At 74.4% G+C, this 20,120-nt stretch carries 19 protein-coding genes; 9 read left to right on the plus strand and 10 right to left on the minus strand.

The genetic code is table 11. The features are described 5' to 3' along the window. Nucleotides 1-160 precede the first annotated feature (160 nt). From IF61_RS0100600 to IF61_RS0100610, 3 genes are read right to left on the minus strand one after another with little or no spacing between them, the layout of a single operon-like run. Nucleotides 161-967 (minus strand): alpha/beta fold hydrolase, encoded by an 807-nt coding sequence (locus IF61_RS0100600; RefSeq protein ID WP_030364145.1) that lies wholly within the window; start codon nucleotides 965-967, stop codon nucleotides 161-163. Between the two features lie 44 nt (nucleotides 968-1,011). Beyond that, on the minus strand, nucleotides 1,012-1,845 hold the full coding sequence (locus tag IF61_RS0100605) for an ABC transporter permease subunit (protein WP_030364146.1): 834 nt from the start codon (nucleotides 1,843-1,845) through the stop codon (nucleotides 1,012-1,014). Next, a complete protein-coding gene (locus IF61_RS0100610; RefSeq protein WP_052392282.1) occupies nucleotides 1,842-2,804 on the minus strand; it encodes an ABC transporter ATP-binding protein in 963 nt (320 codons plus the stop codon). Before IF61_RS0100610 ends, IF61_RS0100605 begins: the two co-directional genes overlap by 4 nt. Before the next feature lie 152 nt (nucleotides 2,805-2,956). Here IF61_RS0100610 and IF61_RS0100615 point away from each other — a divergent pair, with 152 nt between their 5' ends. After that, on the plus strand, nucleotides 2,957-3,244 hold the full coding sequence (locus tag IF61_RS0100615; RefSeq protein WP_030364148.1) for a dsRBD fold-containing protein: 288 nt from the start codon (nucleotides 2,957-2,959) through the stop codon (nucleotides 3,242-3,244). Between the two features lie 98 nt (nucleotides 3,245-3,342). Here IF61_RS0100615 and IF61_RS0100620 read toward each other — a convergent pair whose 3' ends face one another. Next, nucleotides 3,343-4,386, minus strand: a complete 1,044-nt coding sequence (locus IF61_RS0100620; RefSeq protein ID WP_030364149.1) for an ABC-2 transporter permease — start codon at nucleotides 4,384-4,386, stop codon at nucleotides 3,343-3,345. A gap of 101 nt (nucleotides 4,387-4,487) precedes the next feature. Here IF61_RS0100620 and IF61_RS0100625 point away from each other — a divergent pair, with 101 nt between their 5' ends. From IF61_RS0100625 to IF61_RS0100660, 8 genes are all read left to right on the plus strand, one after another. Beyond that, on the plus strand, nucleotides 4,488-4,940 hold the full coding sequence (locus IF61_RS0100625) for a MarR family winged helix-turn-helix transcriptional regulator (RefSeq protein ID WP_030364150.1): 453 nt from the start codon (nucleotides 4,488-4,490) through the stop codon (nucleotides 4,938-4,940). Nucleotides 4,941-5,081: 141 nt separating this feature from the next. Further along, a complete protein-coding gene (locus IF61_RS0100630) occupies nucleotides 5,082-8,969 on the plus strand; it encodes an nSTAND1 domain-containing NTPase (protein WP_169748791.1) in 3,888 nt (1,295 codons plus the stop codon). Nucleotides 8,970-9,163: 194 nt separating this feature from the next. Next, the gene (locus IF61_RS0100635; RefSeq protein ID WP_030364152.1) at nucleotides 9,164-9,859 is read left to right on the plus strand and encodes a CHAP domain-containing protein; all 696 of its coding nucleotides are present in this window, start codon (nucleotides 9,164-9,166) and stop codon (nucleotides 9,857-9,859) included. Between the two features lie 37 nt (nucleotides 9,860-9,896). Continuing rightward, nucleotides 9,897-10,118, plus strand: coding sequence for a hypothetical protein (locus tag IF61_RS0100640; protein ID WP_030364153.1), 222 nt, complete (start codon nucleotides 9,897-9,899; stop codon nucleotides 10,116-10,118). A gap of 11 nt (nucleotides 10,119-10,129) precedes the next feature. After that, on the plus strand, nucleotides 10,130-10,807 hold the full coding sequence (locus IF61_RS0100645; RefSeq protein WP_030364154.1) for an AIM24 family protein: 678 nt from the start codon (nucleotides 10,130-10,132) through the stop codon (nucleotides 10,805-10,807). A 5-nt stretch (nucleotides 10,808-10,812) separates the two neighbouring features. Continuing rightward, nucleotides 10,813-11,475, plus strand: coding sequence for a lysophospholipid acyltransferase family protein (locus IF61_RS0100650; RefSeq protein WP_030364155.1), 663 nt, complete (start codon nucleotides 10,813-10,815; stop codon nucleotides 11,473-11,475). Between the two features lie 669 nt (nucleotides 11,476-12,144). Then, the gene (locus IF61_RS0100655; protein ID WP_030364156.1) at nucleotides 12,145-12,537 is read left to right on the plus strand and encodes an SDR family oxidoreductase; all 393 of its coding nucleotides are present in this window, start codon (nucleotides 12,145-12,147) and stop codon (nucleotides 12,535-12,537) included. A gap of 83 nt (nucleotides 12,538-12,620) precedes the next feature. Then, nucleotides 12,621-13,895, plus strand: coding sequence for a benzoate/H(+) symporter BenE family transporter (locus IF61_RS0100660; RefSeq protein WP_078659872.1), 1,275 nt, complete (start codon nucleotides 12,621-12,623; stop codon nucleotides 13,893-13,895). Between the two features lie 2 nt (nucleotides 13,896-13,897). Here the strand turns inward: IF61_RS0100660 and IF61_RS0100665 are convergent, their stop codons facing one another. The 6 genes from IF61_RS0100665 to IF61_RS0100695 form a co-directional block, all read right to left on the minus strand. Further along, nucleotides 13,898-14,395, minus strand: a complete 498-nt coding sequence (locus IF61_RS0100665) for a nucleoside deaminase (protein ID WP_030364158.1) — start codon at nucleotides 14,393-14,395, stop codon at nucleotides 13,898-13,900. Nucleotides 14,396-14,489: 94 nt separating this feature from the next. Then, nucleotides 14,490-14,960, minus strand: coding sequence for a cyanase (gene cynS / locus IF61_RS0100670; RefSeq protein ID WP_030364159.1), 471 nt, complete (start codon nucleotides 14,958-14,960; stop codon nucleotides 14,490-14,492). A gap of 101 nt (nucleotides 14,961-15,061) precedes the next feature. Further along, entirely contained in the window at nucleotides 15,062-15,649 is a 588-nt protein-coding gene (locus IF61_RS0100675) for a carbonic anhydrase (RefSeq protein WP_030364160.1), read from the minus strand. Nucleotides 15,650-15,783: 134 nt separating this feature from the next. Next, a complete protein-coding gene (locus IF61_RS0100680) occupies nucleotides 15,784-18,198 on the minus strand; it encodes a SpoIIE family protein phosphatase (RefSeq protein WP_030364161.1) in 2,415 nt (804 codons plus the stop codon). 183 nt (nucleotides 18,199-18,381) lie between these two features. Further along, on the minus strand, nucleotides 18,382-18,774 hold the full coding sequence (locus IF61_RS0100690) for a thiol-disulfide oxidoreductase DCC family protein (protein WP_030364162.1): 393 nt from the start codon (nucleotides 18,772-18,774) through the stop codon (nucleotides 18,382-18,384). 73 nt (nucleotides 18,775-18,847) lie between these two features. Continuing rightward, nucleotides 18,848-19,975, minus strand: coding sequence for an FAD-dependent monooxygenase (locus IF61_RS0100695; protein WP_030364163.1), 1,128 nt, complete (start codon nucleotides 19,973-19,975; stop codon nucleotides 18,848-18,850). Nucleotides 19,976-20,120 lie beyond the last annotated feature (145 nt).

The following is a 20,120-nucleotide window of genomic DNA, read 5'->3' on the forward strand; positions in this document are numbered from 1 at the left end:
GTTCGCCCGACACCGCCGGATGCCACCGTCGTCGCTGAGCGCCGCCACGGCGGAAGAAAAGCCGGGGTTCCGCGCCGTCGGATCCGCCGCCGCGGCGGGAGACAGGCCACGAGCCCGCGGCCTTGGAGGCGCCGTCGCGGCGGGTGAGAAGTGAGTGCCCTCAGCTCGCCGGCCCCTCGCATGCTTCCAGGATCAGGCTCGCGACCGTTTCCGGTTCGCGCAGGGTCGGCAGGTGGTCGCTGCCGCCCAGCCTGACCAGGCGGCAGCCGGGGATGCGGGCTGCCATGTCCTCGTTGCAGCGGATCACCTCGGGCTGGTCCCGTTCGCCGAGGGCCAGCAGGCACGGCATGCTCAGTTCGCCCAGCCGGTCGAAGGCGGGTGCGTCGGGCACCTGGTGGGGGTGGTTGGTGAACCACGCCCGGATCGCCGACCGCACGTGGGCCGCGGCCTCCGCGTCGCCGTCCGTGCCGGCGGCGCCGAAGGTCCGCAGGGTGAGGGCGACCAGGCCGTCCATGTCGCCCGCCGTGGCCAGCTTCTCGGCCTCGGCCATGAAGCCGGACGCGGCGAGCCCTTCGTAGCCCGTCACGCCCGGGACCAGGAGCGCGAGCGCCGCGACCCGTGCGGGGTCGGCGAGCGCGAGGTTCACGGCGGCGGCACCGCCCATGCTGGAGCCGACCAGGGCGACCCGGCTCAGGCCGAAGTGGTCGAGGACCGCCACCAGGTCTTCCACCAGCGAGAACTTCGCCGTGGGCGCCGGGGAGCGCCCGTACCCGCGCACGTCGAAGCGGATGACCCGGTGCCGCTCCACGAGGCGCGGGAGGACCGGGTCCCAGATCCTCGAGTCCGCGACGCCGGGGTGCAGCAGCACCAGCGGCAGGCCGTCCGTCTCCCGGTGTTCCCCCTTCCCTTCTCCTTGCGAGTCATCCGCCCAGACCTCACCGTCTCCGACCGACACCATCTGCTCCATGCGTCAAGTCTGCGGGCTGCACGGCCCGTTCCACCAGGAGTGCGTCACGGGGCGAGGTCGCGGCGGGCGAGGAGGCGGAAGGCCAGGGCGATGCCCGCGGCGCCGGTGCCGGCGAGGACCGCGAGCTGTCCCCAGGGGACGGCGCCGTGGGCCAGCACGTCACCGGGCGTGTAGTAGTGGAAGGGGCTGACGAACCGCAGGGGCGCGGCCTTCGACCAGGCCAGGGCGACGAAGTTGACCGCGAAGCCGACGGCGCCGAAGGCGATGGTGGCTCCCACGACGTGCGCCCGGCTGCGGCCCGCGGCGGAGACGGCCAGCGCGGGCCCGGTCAGGCACAGCGAGAAGCCGAAGCCCAGCAGGCCGGCCGCGAACACGCCGCCGAGCGGGACGGCGTCGTGCAGGTCCGGCGACAGCGCCACGCCGGCGGCCACGGCGAGCGTCGCGGCCGCGTTGAGCAGCAGGGAGACCAGGAGGAGCGCGCCGGTCCGCTCGGCCAGCAGCCGGGCCCGGGACACCGGCCGGACCATGAGCAGCTCGACGGTGCCCGCCTCGACGTCGGCGGCGACCGCGGCGGCGGCCAGTGAGCCGATGGCGGTCAGCTGCAGGGCGATCCAGAACGGGTGGGTGAGCCCGGCGCCCAGCAGGCCGGGGTAGCTGGCGATCGTCACGTCGCCGTTCGAGCCGCTGAACGCCTTGAACGCGCCCGGCGGGTTGCGTCCGCCCGCGCCGAAGATCTGTTCCGCCGACACGGTGGTCGTGATCACGACGATGAGGGCCTCGAAGACGGCCATGCCGGCGGTCAGGGCGGCGATCATCCTGCGGCGGCGGTGCAGGGCCAGTCGCATGAGGGGGAAGCGGGAGGCGGTCCGGCCGGTCATGGGGGCGGCTCCCCCCGCTCCTCCGGCTCCCCCGGCCCCCGCGGCCCCCGCGCCGCCGTCCCGCGGTAAAGGTCGAGGAACGCCTCGTCCAGCCCGGCCTCCTCGACCGTGACGTCCTGCACCGGCAGCGCCAGCAGCTCGCGGAGCGCGGCGACCGTCCGGTCCGGGGGGATCATGAGGACGGCCTGGTCACCGTGCCAGTCGGGCGACCAGCGGTCGGCGGCGCCCAGGGGCCGCCGGCCCAGGCCGTCGGCGAAGGTCAGCCGCACCTTGCGGGCCCGGGCCTCGCGCAGGGCGGCGACGGTCGCGGTGGTCACCAGGCGGCCGGCCCGTACGATCGCCACCCGCCGGCACGTCCGCTGCACCTCGGGCAGGACGTGGCTGGAGAGCAGAACAGTGCGGCCGGAGCGGCCGAGCTCCGCCAAGAGGGCGTAGAAGGTCTCCTGGACGAGGGGGTCGAGGCCTTCGGTGGGCTCGTCGAGGACGACGAGTTCCGGTTCGTGCTGCAGGGCCTGGACGAGACCGAGCTTCTGCTTCATGCCGCGCGAGTACTCGCGCACGGTGCGGTCGAGGTCCGCCCCGGAGAGGTTCAGGCGCGCGCACAGCTCGTCCTGGCGGGGCGCCGGGGCGCCCTGCAGCGTCGCGAGCAGCCGCAGGGTCTCGCGGCCGGTCAGCTCGGGGTAGAGGCGCAGTTCTCCGGGGAGGTAGCCGAGGTACGGGGCGAGGCTCAGGTGCTCGGTGACCGGGTCGCGGCCGAGGACGCGGACGCTGCCCTCCGTGGGCCGCAGCAGTCCGACGAGGCAGCGCATGGTGGTGGTCTTGCCCGCGCCGTTGGGCCCCAGGAAGCCGAAGACCTCGCCCTCGGCGACGCTGATGCCGAGGTCTTCGATGCCGACCGTGCTGCCGTAGCGCTTGGTCAGCGAGACGATGTCGATGGCGTTGTCGACGGCATTGCCCATCGGTGTCCCCAAGGCTGTCCCGTGCGGCGTGCTCCTCTCCAGCTTGGTCCCGCGAGGGCCGGGCCGCCAGGGCTCGCGGAAGCGTCCGCTGAGGGGCGAAGCTGGAGGGAGACCAGCAGAAGAGGGGCGGGCTGAAGGCAGAGGAGCCGGCCATGCCGCACACAGTGGAATGGAACGTTCACCTCGACCTGTTCGAGGACGAGGGCACGACGAAGGCCCGCGCCACGCTCGACACCGGGACGACGACCGTCACGGGCCGCGGGGTGGCGATGTGCGCGCCGGGCGACAGGGACATCCCGGAGATCGGCGACGAATTCGCGGCCGGCCGGGCCCTGCGCGATCTCGGCGAGCAGCTGCTGCACACCGCGGAGCACGACGTCGCCGCGGTGGGCGCGGCGCCGGAGCCCCGGAGGTCGCCGATGTACGGGTGGCCGTTGTAGGAAGGACCCGGCCCGTCGGGACCCTTACCCACCGAGGCCCGCCCGTCGGGGCCCGGAAGGCGGGCCGGGCGGTACGCCCGGCCCGGAGCCCGGGTGTCTCAGACCCCCACCGCCTCCTCCATTTCCTCCTCCGCCGCGGGCCCGGCGCCCCCGTGCCCCACGGCGGCCGGCCGGCGCTTCCGCGTTTCCACGAACCACGCGGCGGCGGTCACGGCCAGGCCGGCGACCAGCCACAGCGCCAGCGTGAGCACGTGCCCGCCGAGTCCGTTCCTGTCGAAGTAGACGAGGCTGCGGGTGCCCTCGACGAAGCCGGCGCCGTTCCAGAAGGAGTGCAGTCCGGCGAAGAAGCCGTTCTGCAGCTCGGGCCGGTACACGCCGCCCGCGCTGGTGAAGTTGAGCATGACGAAGAGCACCATCATGCCCAGCGTCGTCCAGCGCTTGAGGAAGGTGTGGAGGCCGACGCCGACGAGGAGGATGCCGGCCGAGTAGGCCCAGGCCATGCCCCACAGGCCGCCGAGGCCGTGGTCGGCGAGGTGGAAGACGGGCCCGGCCAGGACCGCGCCGAAGACGCTGACGACCAGCGAGGTCACCACCGCCAGCGCGGCCCGCAGCCGCATCGGCAGGACCGCGCCCGCGCCGCCGAGCACGGCGACGGAGGCGTACGAGCCGATGCTGAGCGCGACCAGCAGGAAGAAGATGCCCTGGCCCGTCGGGTCGCCGTCGGCGGGCCGCGCGACGTCGGTCACCCTGAGCGGGGCGCCGGTGCGGGCCGCGACGGGTGTGAAGACCTTCTGCACGGCCACGGCGGTGGTGTCGGAGCCGGCGGAGGCGACCAGCAGTTCGGGGGCCTGCCGGTCGGGTACGTAGGCGCCGAATATGTCCTGGTGGCGGAGGGCGCGTACGGCGGCGTCGCGGTCCGTGACGGTGCGGACGGCGAGCTTGTCCCCCGCCTTGCCGGCGATGCCGTGCGCCAGGGTGCTCGCGCTCGGACCGGATCCCACGACGGCGACGGGGAGTTCGTGCGGTTCGGGCTGCGAGAACGCGCCGAGGTAGGCGAGGCCCATGCCGATGCACATCAGCAGCGGGGTGAGCAGGTGGGTCAGTACGTGGCGCAGCGCGCCGCGGGGGGTGTCGGGTCCCATGGTGCTTCGTCGGCTCCCGGAAATAGTCGCTTGCAGATAGTTGGCTTTTACAACTACACCTTTAAGTTGTACTATACAACCAGACCTCGAAAGGAAGCCCCGTGACCGACCGTGACGCGTCCCTGGAGACCATCCAGCGCGAACTGACCGCCTTCGCCCGCCGCGCGCGGGCCGCCGCGGCCCGCCTGCACCCCGAGTTGTCGCTGGTCTCCTACACGCTCCTCGCCCACCTGGAGGAGCGGGGCGGCTGCCGCGCGACGGACCTGGCGGCGCACTACCTGCTGGACAAGTCCACGGTCAGCCGGCAGATCGCGGGCCTGGAGCGGCTCGGCTTCGTCGAGCGCCGGCCCGCGCCCGAGGACCAGCGGGCCCAGGTGCTGCACCTGACCGCCCGCGGCGGCGACACGCTCGCCCAGGTCGCCGCCAACCGCCGCGACGCCTTCCGGGAGCGCCTCGCCGACTGGGACGGCGCCGACCTCGACCGCTTCGCCGGCTACCTGCTGCGCTACAACGCCTCGAACAGGACCCCTGGCCGGCGCACCCCGCAGGCCTGACGCACCCCTCGAAACCAAGGCATTTAGTCACTCGTTGGGCTGTTTTGTCGCCATGAGGGGTGAGCTGCCCTCCCCCGACCCGCTATGCAGGCCTGGAGTAAGCGACCTGCCGGCAGGCTCGGATGGAAGGGTGTGGGGACCGTGCACCCACGCGGAGACGACCGTGACCAGGGCGGCCCTTCCCCCTCCCTGGCCGCGGCCCCCGGCGAGGAGCTGCGCCGGCTGCGGCAGCAGCGGGGCATGTCGCTGGCCGGGCTGTCCCGGCTCGTGCACTACACCAAGGGCTATCTGAGCCGGGTCGAGACCGGCGAGAAGCCGATGACCCCGGAGGTGGCCCGCCGGTGCGAGGACGTCCTCGGGGCCGGCGGCGCGCTGACCCGGCTGGTGCCGGAGCCGGACGGCGGGCGCCGGACCGGGCGCGGCGGGCTGCTGGAGGTGTGCCCGTACCGCGGCCTGGCCGCCTTCGACGCCGCCGACGCCGGCTGGTTCTTCGGCCGGGACCGGGCGACGGCCGCGCTCGTCCGGCAGCTGACCGAGCGCCTGGACGGCTCCGGGCCGACCGCCGTGGTCGCGGCCTCGGGCACGGGCAAGACGTCGCTGCTGCGCGCGGGGCTGGTGCCCGAGCTGCGCCGCGGCGTGCTGCCGGTGCCCGGGTCGAGCCGCTGGCCGGTGGTGACGATGCATCCGGGCGAACAGCCCGTCGGGGAGCTCCTGGCCCGGCTGGCCGACGCGACCGCGGCGGACCCGGACCACTTCCGCCGGGCGCTGGCCGGCGGCGGAGCGGGGGCGCTGGCCCGGGCCGTGCACGCCGCCCTCAACCGCCGGCCCCGGCAGGCGGGCCGCCGGGCGGGCGGGACGGACCCGGACGGTGCGGCGGCGCCGAAGCGGGCGGTGCTGGTCGTCGACCAGTTCGAGGAGGTCTTCACGCTGTGCCCGGACCCCCGGGAGCGCGCGGATTTCGTCCGCGCGGTGCACGCGCTGGCAACGGGCCCGGAGCCCGCCGGCGGCCGGGGCGGCTCCGTGGCGCTGGTGGTCCTGGGCATGCGGGCCGACTTCTACGGCAGGTGCCTGGCCTTCCCCGAGCTGGCGGCCGCGCTGCGGGCGGGGCAGCTGCCCCTGGAGCCGATGCGGGCGCAGGAGCTGCGGGACGCCGTGGTGCGGCCGGCCCGGACGGTGGGCCTGGAGCTGGAGCCGGGCCTGGCCGAGCTGATCCTGCGTGACCTGGGGGCGGGCGGCGACGGTCTCGGGGAGAACGGCGGGAAGGACGGCGGCGCGTACGAGCCCGGTGCGCTGCCGCTGCTGTCCCACGCCCTGCTGGCGACGTGGCAGCGGCGCCGCGGCAGGCTGCTGACCGTCGAGGGCTACCAGCAGGCCGGCGGGATCGCCGGGGCGGTCGCGGCGACGGCGGAGCGGGCGTACGGGCGGCTGTCCCCCGGCTGCCGGGAGGCCGCGCGGGCGGTCCTGCTGCAGCTGGTCCGGGTCGACCAGGACGGGCGGTCGGCGCGCCGGAGGGTGTCGCAGGAGCGGCTGTCGCAGGACCTCGGCGCGCAGGCCGGGGCGGCGCTGGAGGTCGTGGAGGCCTTCACCCGGGCGCGGCTGCTGTCCGTCGACGCCGACCGGGTCACGCTGGCCCACGAGGCGGTGCTGCGGGCGTGGCCGCGGCTGCACGGGTGGATCGAGGCCGACGCCGCGGCGCTGCACGGCCTGCAGCAGCTGGGCGCGGCGGCCGGGCAGTGGGAGGCGGAGGGTCGCGACCCGGCGCTGCTGCCGCGGGGCAGCAGGCTGGCGGCCGCCCGCGAGGTGGCCGGGCATCCCCTCGCGGCCGTGGGCCGGACCGAGCGGGCGTTCCTGGAGGCGGCGACCGCGCTGGCGGCGGCCGAGCAGGAGACCGAGCGCCGCCGGACCCGGCGGTTGCACCGGCTGCTGGTGTCCTTGGCCGTCCTGCTGGTGCTCACGCTGGCCGGCGGGGCGACGGCGGTGCACCAGAGCCTGCGGGCGGAGGCCGAACGGCACGTGGCCCACTCGCAGGAGCTTGCCTTCCGCGCCGTCTCGGGCGGCGCGCCCCGGCCCGAGGTGGCGATGCTGCTCGCGACGGGCGCGTGGCACGACGCCCACACGGCGGCCGCGGCCAGCGCCGTGCTGAGCACGCAGGCGCTGCCGTACGCCGGGCGGCTGACCGGCCACCGCGAGCGCGCCTTCGCCGTGGCCTGGCTACCCGGCGGGAAGCGGCTGCTGTCGGCGGGCGCGGACGCGACCGTACGGGAATGGGACGCCCGTACGCACAGGCAGGTAGCGGTCACGGGGAACGGGGCCGCGGTCCGCGCGCTGGCCGCGGCCCGGGTCCGCGGCACGGTCGCGTGGGGCGACGAGGCGGGCGCCGTGACGCTGCGGGACCGCGCCGGCGGCCGCTCGGCACCGCTTGTCCTGCCCCGGGAGAGCAGGCACCGCGGCCCCGTCCGCGGCGTGGCCCTCTCGGACCGCGGGGAGCTGCTGGCCTCGGCGGGCGAGGACGGCACGGTACGGCTGACGCACCTGGACGGCGGCCGGCCCCGTACGGAAGTGCGGGACCCCGGCCTGGGGCTGCTGTACTCCGTGGCCGTCAGCGGCGACGGCGAGCAGGTCGCGGCCGCCGGCCGGGACGGCCGGGTGTGGCTGCTCCACGTGCCCGGCGGGCGCGCGGAGGTCGTCGGCACGCGGGAGTTCGGCCGCGTCCGGGCCCTGGCCTTCTCGCCGGACGGGCGCCGTCTGGCCACCGGCGAGTGGCAGGACCGCATCGGCCTGTGGGACACCCGCACCGGCCGGCGGGAGGCCTCCCTCGACGGCCCCTCGGACTCCGTGTTCGGCGTGGCGTTCTCGCCGGACGGCAAGCAGCTGGCCGCGGCCAGCCAGGACGACACCGCCGGCATCTGGGACATCGCCGAGCACCGCCGCATCGCCCAGCTCGCCAGCCACATCGGCCCCGTCCACGGCATCGCCTACTCCCCCGACGGCCGCACGCTGGCGACGTCCGGCGAGGACGGCTCGGTGCGCCTGTGGACCCCGCAGGCCGCCGTCACCACCCCGCTCCCGGGCTCGGCCTGGCAGGACGGGGCGCTCAGCCCGGACCGCTCCCTCCTCGCCGTCGCGGGCCGGGACGGCACCGTACGGCTGCTGCGCACCGCCGACCGCGGCCTGCGCACGGTGACGGCGGGACAGGAGCCGGTGCGGGCGGTGGCGTTCAGCCCCGACGGGGCCCTCTTCGCGGCGGGCGACGAGCACGGCACCGCCACCGTATGGCGCACCGCCGACCCCCGGTGGCCGGTCCACCGCTGGCGGGCCCACGACCGGGCGGTCACTTCGGTGGCCTTCCGCCCCGGGGACGCCGGAGTCCTCGCGACCGCCAGTGAGGACCACAGCGCGAAGGTGTGGCGGCTCGCCGGGAGCGGCGCGCTGCCCGAGCAGTCGCTGCAGGGTCACGACGACGCCGTCTACCGCGTGCTGTTCCTCGACCGGGCGACCCTCGTCACCGGCAGCCTCGACAACACCGCCCGGATCTGGCGGCTCTCCGACGGCCGCGAACTGCGCCGGCTGGCCGAGCACGAGGACACCGTCCTCGGCCTGGCCGCGGGCCCGCACGGGATGCTGGCCACGGCGAGCCGCGACCACACCGTCAAGCTCTGGGACCCCGCGGGCCGCGGGAGCCTGCGCACCCTCGCAGGGCACACCGGCCCCGTCACCTCGGTGGCCTTCAACCCGGCCGGCACCCGGCTGGTGAGCACCGGCCGCGACAACACCGTGCGGATCTGGGACCCGGGCACCGGCCGGCCGCTGCTGACGCTCACCGGCCACACCGGCCGCGTCCGGTCCGCGGCCTTCCTCGGCGACGACGGGCCGGTGGTGTCCGTGGCGGAGGACGGCACGGTGCGCTGGTGGGACCTGGACATCCCCGGCGTCCTCGCGCGCACCTGCAGGGCGCTGGGCAGCGCCACGGACCGGCCGCTCTGGGAGCGCCTCCTGCCGGACGTGCCGTACGCCCCCGGATGCCCCTGACGCTCCCTCAGGCGGCGCTCTCCCCCACTTGCGCATCACGGCCGGTGACGGGCGGTTGTCCGCCGCCTCGTCCACCGAGGCAACGGGCAACCCCTGTTCCGCACGGCTGCCCCGCTCCGAGACTCGAACCATGGGAAACGGGACGAACCCACCCCATGCAGCGCATTCCTCCGAGTCCGAGACAGGGAACCGCCATGGACAACCGCCGCGTCCTCGCTCCGGTCACCGCCGCGCTCCTGGTCCTCGCCGGCGCCACGGCCGGTCCGGCCCTCGCCGCCGCACCCCCCGCGGCCCGCCCCCACACCCACGCCCGCACCCTCGCCGCCACGGAACCCGACGCCGAGGACGAGGCCGCCGAACGGCAGCGGATCGTCGGCCGCACCACCGACGCCCTCACCACCCCCAAGCGCTTCCGCCTCAAGCGCGGCGGCCCCGTGCTCCGCAGCGTTCCGGGCCGCCCGGACCAGGACACCAACTACCTGGGCAAGGGCAGGAGCAACGCCAACATGAACGAGTACAACGACTTCGCGCGGAACCCGGACCACAGCCAGTGGTGCGGATTCTTCGCGGCGGCGATGTGGGGCCGGCGCGGCATCCCGGCGGACCCCGGCAGCAGCCGGGCCTGGCGCACCGGCACCGGCGGCCGCTGGCACCCGTACGCGGCGGACCGCCTCCCGCGGCCCGGCGACGTGCTGATGTGGGCCGGCCGGGGCACCGCGGGGCACGTCGGCGTCGTGGCCGCCGTCTCCGGCACGCGGGTCACGACCGTCGAGGGCAACACCGGCTACCACAACGACAGCATCGCCCGGCAGCGGTACGAGTGGACGGGCGCCGGGCCGGTGCTGAGGGACCGGACCAAGACCATCCAGGGCTTCGCCTCCCGTTTCTGATCCTCCGAGAACCCGCAATTGCGCAAAGGACACCGCCATGGACACCCGCCCCTCCGCCCTCACCGGTCTCCGCCGCACCGGCGCGGCGCTCCTCACCGCCCTCACGCTCGCCGGCGGCGCCGTCGCCGCCACGTGCACGACGAGCGTGACCGTCACGGCCACGACGACGGCCACCGGCGGCACGGACGGCGCCGCCGGGGTGTGTCCGCCCGCATCCGTGCCGGTTCGCGCCGTTGCCTCCCGGCCTGTCCATGGGTGATCATGCGGTCCATGCACAGCGACCTCTTCGCCCACCAGAACATGGCCAAGCCGGCCACCGCCCCCGGCATGGCCGTCCACAACGCCAAGTCCATCGTCTACGCGGTCGACGGCGAGTGCTACGCACGCCAGGGCTCGATGGTCGCCTTCCGCGGCGACCTGCAGTTCGAGAAGCTCGGCCAGGGCGTGGGCAACTTCCTCAAGCGCGCCGTGACCGGCGAGGGCCTCGCCCTCATGGCCGTGCGGGGCCGCGGCGAGGTCTGGTTCGCGCACGAGGCCGAAAACTGCTTCATCGTCGAGATAGCCGCCGGCGAGAGCCTCACCGTCAACGGCCGCAACGTGCTGTGCTTCGACCCGACCCTCTCCTACGAGATCCAGACCGTGAAGGGCGCGGGCATGACGGGCGGCGGGCTCTTCAACTCCGTCTTCAGCGGCCACGGGAAGCTCGGCGTGATGTGCGAGGGCAACCCCATCGTCATCCCCGTCTCCGCCCAGGCCCCCGTGTACGTGGACACCGACGCCGTCGTCGGCTGGTCCACCGCGCTGCGCACCTCGCTGCACCGCTCCCAGAGCCTGGGCTCGATGCTGCGCGGCGGCTCGGGCGAGGCCGTCCAGCTCAAGCTGGAGGGCGAGGGCTTCGTGATCGTACGGCCCAGCGAGGCGAAGCCGCAGAAGCCGCAGAACGGCTGAGGCGGATGCTCGGCCGGCTCGCCTCCGCCGCGGTGCCCGCCCTCGGGCGGCTCACCGTCACGTCCGACGCCGGCGCCGCACTGGCGCCCGGCAGCATCATCGCGGCCAACCACACCTCGCTGGCCGACCCCGCGGTTGTGCTCGCCGCGCTCCACCGGCTCGGCGCGGCCCCCGTCGCCCTGGCCGCCGCCGGCCTGTGGCGGATCCCGCCGCTCGGACGGCTGCTCACCCGCGAGGGCTACGTGCCCGTCCACCGCAACGACCCGCGGGCGGTGCAGGCGCTCGACGGCGCGGCGGCCGCCCTCGCGGACGGCCGGCTCGTCCTCATCTACGGGGAGGGCGCCGTGCCCCGCCGCAAGGACGCGGGCGAGGCGGCGCCCCGCCCCTTCCGCGGCGGGCTCGCCCACCTCGCCCTCGCCACCGGCGCCCCCGTCGTGCCCCTCGGCCAGGCGGGGGCCCGGCGCGTCACCTCCGGCAGCCGCCCCAAGCAGCTCGCCGGACTGATCACCGCGCCCGTGCGCCGGCCCGCCCTGCACGTGCACGTCGGCGCACCCGTCCGGCTGACCGGCGACCGGGCGTCGGCCACCGTGCGCGCCCACGCGGCGGTGACCAGCGCCTGGCGCACCGCCGCGGAACGTATAGGAGAGCCGGTCGGCCTGGCGGCCTGAGGGCCGCCCGGGCCGCGCCCGGCCGCGTTTCGCCCTAGCGTCTGGCCTGGGGGTCGTCGCACCCCTGGCCGGTGCCGCCCTTCCCTTCCGGAGCGATCTCCGAGGCCCACCCCTCGGGGGGCTCCTGGTACGGGCTGCAGGTCCCGCACGAAGCACACGTCCACCTGCCGTGTACCCCGAGGACGACGGACCCGCAGCCGCTACAGGTGTTGGTGGTGTAGTAGGGCTCGCCGGGTGCGGCGTGTGAGCGCCATGCCTGCTCTTCCATGTCACCCAGACTGCCATGAACACTGTGAGCACGAGGACTTCCCGTCGGGACCGTTGATGGTCGACGCGCCACATTCGGGACAGTTCATGACCCCCCTTCCTGCCTGCGGCGCCTGCCGAGCAGCAGTCAGAAGCCGGTCACCCGGCCTTAGTTGAGCCTTGGTTGCCTTCACCATCGGCCAACTGAAGCGAAGGCACCAGACACCGCGCCCGAAGTGTGATATGCGCGATGCCGGCCGGCGACGGCCGCCCCTTGCGGCGGCGCGCGGCCCGTGCGGGCCCGGCAGCGCCTTCGGCCGACCGGCCCAGTGACACGCACCGGCACGGCGGGGATGCGCCCCGTCGCCCGCCCCTGCCCCTAGCGTCGGACCGAACGCCACGTACGAGCGCGAGGAGGGCCCTGTGGCCGGTGTTCTCAGCGGAAAGGCCGCCATCGTGACGGGCGGCTCGGCCAATCTCGGGAAGCGTTTCGCCACCGCCCTCGCCCAGGACGGCGCCGACGTGATGGTGCACTACAACAGCGACGCCAAGCAGGACCAGGCCGAGCAGGTCGCCGGGGAACTGCGCGGGCTCGGGGTGCGGGCCGCGATCCGGCAGGGGGACCTGACCCGGGTCGAGGAGGTGACGGGCCTCGTCGACGCCACGCTGGAGGAGTTCGGCATGAGCATCAACGGCGACATCGGCGACCCGGACGACGTCGTCCCCGTCGTCCGCTTCCTGGCCTCCCCCGAGGCTCGGTGGGTGACCGCACAGACCGTCTACGTCAACGGGGGCCTCGTCTCCCCGGCCAGCTGACCCTCCCCCGGGCCCCCGGCGCTGATCCCGGCGCGTCCGCAATCCGGTTGACAAGGATCAACCCGTGTAGTGGATTCACCACCGTGCACTCCCCTCAACTCACCCGACTCGCACGGCTCTCCGGGCACATACGCTCCGCCGCTCCCGCGGACGCCGTCACGGCGGGCTTCCTCGCCGTACTCATCGGCATCACGAGTTCCGTGGCCATCGTCGTCACCGCGGCGCAAGCGGCGGGGGCCACCAGCGCCCAGCTCACCTCCTGGATGTTCGCCCTGGGCATCGGCATGGGCGTCACCTGCGCCGGGCTCTCGCTGCGGTACCGGGCGCCGGTGGTCACGGCGTGGTCCACACCCGGCGCGGCGCTGCTGGCGACCGGTCTGCACGGCGTGTCGATGGCGCAGGCCGTCGGCGCGTTCCTGCTCTCGGCGGTCCTGGTGATCGTCAGCGGCGCGACCGGCTGGTTCGAGCGCGTCATGGACCGGATCCCGGTGCCGCTGGCGTCGGCGCTCCTGGCCGGTGTCCTCGTGCAGTTCGGCACCGGTCTGTTCACGAAGATGCAGCAGGACTTCGCCGTGGTGTTCCCGATGTTCGCGGTGTACCTGGCCTGCAAGAGGTGGCTTCCGCGGTACGCGGTCATCGGCGCGCTGGCCGCCGGCGTGGCGGTGAGCACGGCCCGGGGCGAGTGGCGGCTGCAGGGGCTGCACGTGGCGCTCGCCGAACCCGTCTTCGTGCGCCCCGAGTTCTCCTGGCAGGTGCTGATCGGCGTGGGGCTGCCGCTGTACGTGGTCACCATGGCCTCGCAGAACCTCCCGGGCGTGGCCGTGCTGCGCGGCGCCGGCTACCGCACGCCGGTCTCACCGCTGCTGACCTGGACCGGGATCGTCAACGCGGTGCTGGCCCCCTTCGGCTGCTTCGGGCTGAACCTGGCCGCCATCACCGCCGCGATCTGTACGGGCCCGGACGCCCACCGCGATCCCCGCAGGCGCTACCTGGCCTCCGTCTGGGCCGGTCTGTTCTACGTGACGGTGGGCTTGTTCGGCGGTGTGGTGGGCTGGCTGCTGACCGCCATGCCCACCGCTCTGGTGATGGGCATCGCCGGGCTCGGTCTCCTGGGCACGATCGGCTCCTCCCTGACGGCCGCTCTGGCGGACGAGCGCATGCGGGAGCCCGCGGTCGTCACCTTCCTCGCCACCGCCTCGGGGATCACCCTGGCCGGCATCGGCTCGACGTTCTGGGGGCTGCTGGCCGGGGTGCTGGCCGTGTTCGTCCTGGGCGGACGGCGCCGCGGGAGGACCGCGGCGCCGGAGGAAGAGCGAGGAGGGGCGAAGGAGCCCCTGCCGGAGGGCGCGCCCCGCTGACGTCAGGCGGTGGGCGCCCCGGGCACCCGGCGTTCGCCGCCGTTGCGCTCCTGCCAGGCCCGGTAGACGTCGGTGGCGGCGTCGCGGGGCTCGTGGCACATCGGCAGGCGGCGCTCACTCCAGTCCTTGGCGAACTCCGCGTAGAAGGTGTTCAGCTCGAAGTACTTGCGGTCGTCCACGTAGTGGGGCTCATAGTCGTCGCGCCCGGTGAGGAAGACGACCTCGTCGGGGCTGCAGTAGTACAGCGAGCCCAGGCACATCGGGCAGGGGTGGGCGAGCACGTAGATGGTGGTGCCGGTGAGGTGCTCGGTGCCCAGCCGGGTGCAGGCCTCGCGGATGGCGAGGATCTCGGCGTGCGCGGTCGGGTCGGAGGTCTGGGCGACGAGGTTGGGGCTCTCCGCGAGGATCTCGCCGTCCTTGACGATGACGGTCGCGAAGGGGCGGCCGCCCTCCTCGACGTTCTTGCGGGCGATGTCGATGGTGCGCTGAATGAAGTCCATGGGTGCGTGCTCCTGGAGTGGTGCGGTCCCCCGCACCCGGCGCAGTGCCGGGTGCGGGGGCCGCGGGGGAGATCCGTTCGCCGGAGGGGCCGGGTCAGAAGGGCTTCGTCGGCAGGTACTTGCCGTCGAGCGTGATCACGGCGCGCTCGCCGCCCTCGGGGTCGGCGACCTTCTTCACGTCCAGCTTGAAGTTGATCGCGCTGATGATGCCGTCGCCGAACTGCTCGTGGACGAGGGCCTTGAGGGTCGTGCCGTAGACCTGGAGCATCTCGTAGAAGCGGTAGATGGTCGGGTCGGTCGGGATGCCGCCGGGGATGGAACCGCGGGTGGGAATGGTCTGCAGCACCAGCGCGTCGTCGGCGTCGAGGCCCAGGAGCCCGGCGACGGCCTCGGCCGAGGCCTCGGGGAGCGGGTGCTGGCCGAGGACGGCGGCGGTGACGAAGGCGACCGAGAGGCCCGCGGCGTCGGCGATCTGCTGCCAGGACAGGTCCTTGCGGACCTTGGCCTCGACGGCCTTGGCGGCCAGGGCCTGACGGGCGGCGGAGTCGAACTGGGCGTGGATCATGGGAGGGGTTCCTTCCGTGGGTGGGAATCCGTGAGCGGGAATCCGCGGGTGAGAAGTCGCGCATGACGCGTCATGCGTGGCGGAGAGGGGTGGACGGGCGGTCAGGCCGCCGCGGTGAAGGGGCCCGCGATGTCGAGTTCCTCGACGGCGCCGCTGCCGATGTCGTAGCACCAGCCGTGCAGCGTGACGGTGCCCTGTGCGAGGGCACGGGCCACCGACGGGTGGGTGACCAGATTCGCCAGCTGGGCGCGGACGTTGCTCCGCACGAGAGCGTCCACCCCGGCGGCCGTGGTGCGGGCCCGTGCGGCGTCCGCGTGGCGCAGCCAGTCGGCGGTCGTCGGCAGGGTGCCCATGTCGTGGCCTTCGGCCAGGGCGGTCATCGCGCCGCAGGCGGAGTGTCCGCAGACGACGATGTCGGTGACGCCCAGAGCGGCGACCGCGTACTCGATGCTGGCCGCGATGCCGTCCGTACGGGGCGCGTAAGCGGGGACGAGGTTGCCGGCCGTGCGGATGACGAACAGCTCGCCGGGCTCGCTCTGGGTGATCAGCTCCGGCACCACGCGGGCGTCGGAGCAGCTGATGAACAGCGTCGTCGGCCGGTGCGTCGCGGCGAGGCCGGCGAAGAGCTCCGCCTTGGCGGGGTAGACGTCCCGCTGGAAACGCGCGACGCCCTGGGCGAGGTCTTGCATGGTCACTCCTTCGGTGGTTGCCGGCCCGTTGGGCTGACGTGTTCCACCATGCATGACCAGGCTCTATAGAGTCCAAGAGTTGAAACCCATGAAAGCTATAGACCTCATCTATAGGTGCGCGCGGCGGCGCGCTTCTACGGCAGCTGCTGCTCCGTCCAGACCGTCTTGCCCTCGCGCCCGTAGCGCGTGCCCCAGCGCTCGGTGAGCTGGGCGACGAGGAAGAGCCCGCGGCCGCCCTCGTCGGTCGTCCGGGCCCGGCGCAGGTGGGGCGCGGTGCTGCTGGTGTCGGAGACCTCGCAGATGAGGCGGGGGCCGCGGATGAGCCGCAGGGTGACGGGCCCGCCGGCGTAGCGGTAGGCGTTGGTGACGAGTTCGCTGACGATGAGCTCGGTGGTGAAGGCCAGTTCGCCGAGCCCCCAGGCGCTGAGCGTCTCGGCCATCAGCGTGCGGGCCTGCCCGGCGGCCCGCGGGTCCGCGGGCAGCGTCCAGGTGGCCACGCAGTGCTCGGGGAGCACACGGGTGCGGGCGAGGAGGAGGGCGACGTCGTCGCCCGGCTCGGCGGGCAGGAGGGCGTCCACGACGGCCTTGGCCGTCTCGTCCAGCCGGCAGCCGGGGCGGGCGAGTTCCTGCGAGAGGCGGTCGAGCGCTGCGTCGACGTCGAGGGCGGGGATCTGGATGAGGCCGTTGGTGAAGAGGGCCAGGAGGCTGCCTTCGGGCAGTTCGAGCTCGGTCGCCTCGAAGGGCAGTCCGCCGAGGCCGAGCGGCGGCCCGGCGGGGAGGTCGGGGAAGCTCACCTTCCCGTCGGGGGTGACGACGGCGGGGGGCGGGTGGCCGGCGCGCGCGAGGGAGCAGCAGCGGGAGACCGGGTCGTAGACCGCGTAGAGGCAGCTCGCGCCGGTGACCTGGTCGAGGGGGAAGTCGCGGCTGTTGTGCTCTTGTTCGGCGGCGAGGCCGTGCACGAGGTCGTCGAGGTGGGAGAGGACCTCGTCGGGGTCGAGGTCGAGTTCGGCCAGGGTGTGGACGGCGGTGCGCAGGCGGCCCATGGTGGCCGCGGCGTCGATGCCGTGCCCGATCACGTCGCCGACGACGAGGGCGACGCGCGCCCCGGACAGCGGGATGACGTCGAACCAGTCCCCGCCGACGCCTTCCGCCGCGCCCGCGGGGATGTACTGGTGGGCGACCTCGGCGGCAGGCAGCTCGGGCAGTTCGCCGGGGAGCAGGCGGACCTGCAGGGTGAGGGCCGCCTGGTGCTGGCGGGTGTAGCGGCGGGCGTTGTCGATGCAGACGGCGGCGCGGGCGGCGAACTCTCCCGCGAGGGTGAGGTCGTCCTCCTCGAACGGCTCGGGGGTGCGGGAGCGCCAGAGGCTGACGAGGCCGAGGACGAGACCGCGGGCGGCCAGCGGCAGCATCATGACGGAGTGGGTGCCCAGGGCGCGGGCGGCGTCGGCGCGTTCCTGCGCGACGGCGGCGTGGTCCTCGATGGTGCGGACCTCGGGCACGAGGACGGGGGTCTGCTCGGCGAGGCACCGGCCCTGGGGGGTCTCCGGGGCGAAGCGGATGAGGCTGCCCAGCGGGTTGAGGGCCTCCTCGGCGCCCGGGGTGTCGGTCCTGATGGCCGTCCTGCGCACGGGCCCGAAGCCGTCCTGCGAGGGCTCCTCGCCGCGGCTGACGGGGTCGAGGAGGTCGACGGTGACGCAGTCGGCGAGTTCGGGGACGAGGACGTCGGCCAGCTCGTGGGCGGTGGTGGCAACGTCCAGCGTGGTGCCGATGCGGGCGCCCGCCTCGTTGAGCAGGTCCAGCCGGAGCCTGGCCCGCTCCCGTTCGGTGACGTCTTCGACCAACTGGGTGACGCCGAGGATCTCCCCGGCGGAATCCTCCATACGGAACGCGGAGACGGAGACGTAGCGGATGCGGGAGGGGTCGCTGCGCAGCCGGCACGGCTGGTCGGTGAAGATCATCGGGTGTCCGGTGTCCAGGACGTGCTGCAGGCCGCGCTCCACGGTCTCCGTGTCGGCCGCCACGACGAAGTCGCCCGTCCTGCGGCCGCGCGCCTGCTCAGGGGTGATGCCGCCGATCCGGGCGACGGCCCGGTTGACCCGCAGGATGCTGAGGTCGGGGGCGTGGACGGCCAGGCCGATGGGCGCGCGCCGGAACAGCCCGTCGAGGACCGAGCGGTCCGTCTCCCACTGGATCACGTCCCGCGCGGGCGCGCCGACCAGGAACCACTCGCAGTCGGGGCTGCCGCGGGTGACGCAGCGGGCCCGGACGCCCATGGGGATGCGCCGGCCGTCGCGGTGGCGTACGGGCACGACGCCGAACCAGCCGGGCGCCTGCAGGCACGCGGCGGCCGCGGCCACGACCCGCTCCCGGTCGGCGGGGTCCACCAGCACGTCGAGCGCGAGCCGGCCGATCACGTCCGCGTCGCGGTGGCCGAGGAGGGCCTCCGCGCGGTCGCCCCAGCCCACGACGGTGCCCCGGTGGTCCAGCACGGCCGAGGCCGAGTTGCCGACCGAGAAGGGGTCCTCGGGGCTCTCGTGGACGCGCCTCATGGGTTCGTCCGTCAACGGGGCCTCCTTCCGCCGGACGCGCCGCGGCTGCCGTCTCCTCCTTCCACAGTGATGCGTGCGGGGCGTCGGCGCTTGCCGGCCGCCGGGCCGGGGGCGGCGCGCACGGGGGCGGGCGCTCGCCCGGACGGAGCAAGGAGGGCCGGGCCGCCCGGTGGCGAGCGGTGCCTACCGGGCCCCGGGGCGGCGGTCCGCGGGCAGCGCGCAGGCGGCCGTTCCGCCAGGGAGCCGGTGCCGGTTGTCCGCGATCAGGCGGTACAGGCCGTGGCCGGCCCAGCGGGCCGGCGGCAGGGTGAGCACCGCGCCCGGGACGGCCCACGCGCCGGGCGCGCTGAGGAGGAGCTTGGCGACGGCCTGGGCGCCCCCGTGGACGGTGCCGCCGGGGGCGATCCACAGCAGTTCGTGCTCGGCCCGTTCCCGGGTGACGCCCAGCTCGTCCAGGTCGGCGAACTGCCAGGCCACGACGGTGCAGCGGGGCCGGACGTACTTCTCGGCGAACCGCACCGAGGTGGTGCAGAAGGCGCAGTCGCCGTCGTAGACGAGCACAGGTCGGGTTCCCATGGGGCCATCATGCCCGCGCCGGAGCGCGCGGTCGGACGCCGGGGGCAGCCGTCGAGCGCGATGCCGGAGGCGGTCAGCTGTCGAGCGCGATGCCGTTCTTCGCCTCCTCCATCGACTCCTCCGAGTGGTCGCCGGCCGCGTGGGCGTGCGCGAGGGCCTGGTTGAGGGCGACGAAGGGGCGCATGCGGGTCTCGTAGCGGGCGAACGCGGCGGCGTGCCCGCCGTCCCGCCTGCCGAGCTCGGCGGCCAGCACGTAGGCGCCGACGAGCGCCAGGCTCGTGCCCTGCCCGGAGAGCGGCGAGGGGCAGTAGCCCGCGTCCCCGACGAGCGCCGTCCTGCCGCTGGTCCAGCGGTCCATGCGGATCTGGGCCATCTGGTCGAAGTAGAAGTCGGGTGCCTCGCGCATGGCCTGGAGCAGCCGCGGCGTCTCCCAGCCCACGTGCGCCAGCCGCTCGGCCATGAGGGCCTTCTGCCGCTCGGTGTCGCGGTGGTCGTAGGCGATCTGGTCCGACGCGAAGCCGAGGGTGGCCCTGATCTCGGTGTTGTCGCGCGCGGGGTAGACGCAGCAGCTCGCGGTGCGGGCGCCGGCCGACTCGTCGTTGAGCCATATCTCCCAGTTGTCGAGGCCGAGGAAGTTGGGGGCGCTGAAGACCGTCAGGTAGGCGCCGAGGTGCTGGACGTACTCCCGCTCCGGTCCGAAGGACAGCGCCCGCACCTTCGAGTGCAGGCCGTCGGCCCCCACGACGAGGTCGAACGTGCGCTCCGGGCTCCGCTCGAAGCTCACCCGCACGCCGTCCGCGCGGTCGTCGAGCGCGGCGATGGAGTCGGCGTAGACGAACTCCGTTCCTGCGTCGAGCGCCTGACGGTGCAGCAGCCCCGTGAGGTCTTCGCGCAGCAGCTCGATGTCCGCGCTGTCGAGCCGGCCGCCGCTCAGGGTCATCTCGGTGGAGCGTCCCGTCTCGTTGCCCTGGCCGTCGAGCATGGTCATGCCGCGCAGGCGGGTGCGGAGGGCGCGGGCCTCCTCCAGGATTCCGGACCGGTCGAGGACGTCGAGGGCGGCGCCGCGCACGTCGATCGCCTGGCCGCCCGGGCGGACGGCGGGGGCCCGCTCGACCACGGTCGCGGCGAAGCCGTTGCGGCGGAGCCAGTAGGCGAGCGAGAGGCCGGCGACGCTGGCACCGGAGACGAGGACGGTCTGCATGGGAATCACCTTCGCTGGAGCAGTGGCTGTTCTGTACGCGACTCTTCTGTACGGTGTACGCAACTGAATGTACGCCGTACGCGCACGCCCGCCAAGTGCCTGTTCGAGCCCTCTGGGCTAGTACAGAAAGGGCCTCCACCAGCGA

This window comes from Streptomyces roseoverticillatus (assembly GCF_000719265.1).
GTDB lineage: Bacteria > Actinomycetota > Actinomycetes > Streptomycetales > Streptomycetaceae > Streptomyces > Streptomyces roseoverticillatus.